This window comes from Bradyrhizobium sp. INPA03-11B, from assembly GCF_040446015.1.
Lineage (GTDB): Bacteria > Pseudomonadota > Alphaproteobacteria > Rhizobiales > Xanthobacteraceae > Bradyrhizobium > Bradyrhizobium macuxiense_A.
The window spans coordinates 1-1,669 of the sequence record NZ_JASGSR010000259.1 but is presented as its reverse complement, the minus strand read 5'-3'; the positions used below and the strand labels follow the sequence as shown (position 1 = coordinate 1,669).

Annotated in this window: 2 protein-coding genes and 1 pseudogene; 1 reads left to right on the top strand and 2 read right to left on the bottom strand. The window is 65.3% G+C overall.

Annotation, left to right across the window (positions count from 1 at the left end; all coding sequences use genetic code 11):
* A pseudogene (locus QMZ05_RS40785) lies at positions 1 to 576 on the top strand (malate synthase G); the annotation flags it as partial.
* A 163-nt stretch (positions 577 to 739) separates the two neighbouring features.
* On the opposite strand, the gene QMZ05_RS40780 reads toward QMZ05_RS40785, so the two are convergent.
* Positions 740 to 895 (bottom strand): Thivi_2564 family membrane protein, encoded by a 156-nt coding sequence (locus QMZ05_RS40780; protein WP_128971569.1) that lies wholly within the window; start codon positions 893 to 895, stop codon positions 740 to 742.
* A 110-nt stretch (positions 896 to 1,005) separates the two neighbouring features.
* On the bottom strand, positions 1,006 to 1,635 hold the full coding sequence (locus QMZ05_RS40775) for a DUF2865 domain-containing protein (RefSeq protein ID WP_353705882.1): 630 nt from the start codon (positions 1,633 to 1,635) through the stop codon (positions 1,006 to 1,008).
* Between the last annotated feature and the right edge of the window lie 34 nt (positions 1,636 to 1,669).

The following is a 1,669-nucleotide window of genomic DNA, read 5'->3' as shown; positions in this document are numbered from 1 at the left end:
CAGGCCGGCGCCACCACCGCCTGGGTGCCGTCGCCGACCGCGGCCACGCTGCACGCCCTGCACTACCACCAGGTCAACGTAACAGCCCGCCAGCAGGAACTCGCCAAGGGCGGGCCGCGCGCAAAGCTCTCCGACATCCTCACCATTCCGGTGTCGCAGTCGAACTGGGCGCCCGACGACGTGAAGCAGGAGATCGACAACAACTGCCAGGGCATCCTCGGCTACGTCGTGCGCTGGATCGACCAGGGCGTCGGCTGCTCCAAGGTGCCGGACATCCACGATGTCGGCCTGATGGAAGACCGCGCCACGCTGCGCATCTCGAGCCAGCATCTGGCGAACTGGCTGCATCAGGGCGTCATCACCAGGGATCAGGTGATGGAGTCGCTGAAGCGCATGGCCGTCGTCGTCGACAAGCAGAACGCCGGCGATGCCCTCTACAAGCCGATGGCGCCGTCGTTCGACGGTGTCGCGTTCAAGGCGGCCTGCGACCTCGTGTTCGAGGGCCGCACGCAGCCGAACGGCTACACCGAATACATCCTCACCGCGCGCCGCCGCGAGGCCAAGGCCGCGGGCTGATCTCAGAATCGCGACGACAAGCAAAAGCCCCGGCGATGAGCCGGGGCTTTTTTGTTGGAATGCATCATCGTCCCCACGTCATTGCGAGCGGAGCGAAGCAATCCATCTCACCACTTGTGGAGGCATGGATTGCTTCGTCGCTTCGCTCCTCGCAATGACGAGTCTAGAACACGGTCAGATATTTCAGCAGCGAGACGATGCCGATGATGATGACGACGAGGCGTGCGATCTGCTTGGCGCGGCCGTCGAGCGGAAGCATGTTGATGAGATAAAGAACGAGAATAACGACGAGGAAGGTGACGAGTACGCTGACGAGCATGCGGAGCCCCCTGAAGGCATCGGTGAATGCGCTATGCGCACCTTGCTAACGTGCAGGAGGGAGGCCGGTTCCGACCAGGAACCGAAGGGGGCCGCGTCGCGTGAGCGGCGCTACTCGCGCGCCACCACGGGCGGCTGGCCGTACTTGGCTCGGATGCGATCCGGCGCCGGCGTGAAGTTGAGCTGCGCGCCACGCCGGTCCGGACGGCTCACCGACATCAACCCATCCTTGCCGGCGACGATGTCGCCCTTGCGCAAGGTCGGATCATCCTCGATCTTCACCGCGGCGAGCCCGACGGGATGCTTGCCGTTGCAGGTGCAGCCCGAGACGATCTCGTCACGATAGCGGAACGCGTTCGGCAGTTCGGAATACGGCTGGCCGTCTTCCGTCGCGGCGTTGTCGATATTGCCGCCGTAGACCACCGCGGTCGCGCTCGCCGGGCAGAAGCTGTTGCAGCTCTCCGCCTTGCTCTGGTTGCCGGTCGCAGCCAGCGGGAAATAGCGGCCGTCGCAGGTGCGCACGCAATAGGCCTGGCCACCGTCATAGCGCGCGCGACGCTCCGCCCGCGGCATAGGTCCCGGGCCATCATCGAACGGCACCCGGATCATCGGCGGACGGCCGTGCATGAAGCCGCCGAACAGTTGCGAGAAGAAATCCTGGGCTTGCGCCGCGGGCGCAAGGGACAGGCCGAGCAAGGCCGCCGTCCCGAACGCCCACCGCCTCACGTGCCGCTTTGCCATCACCGACCCTCAGTACAACGCTGCTGCTCAGTAC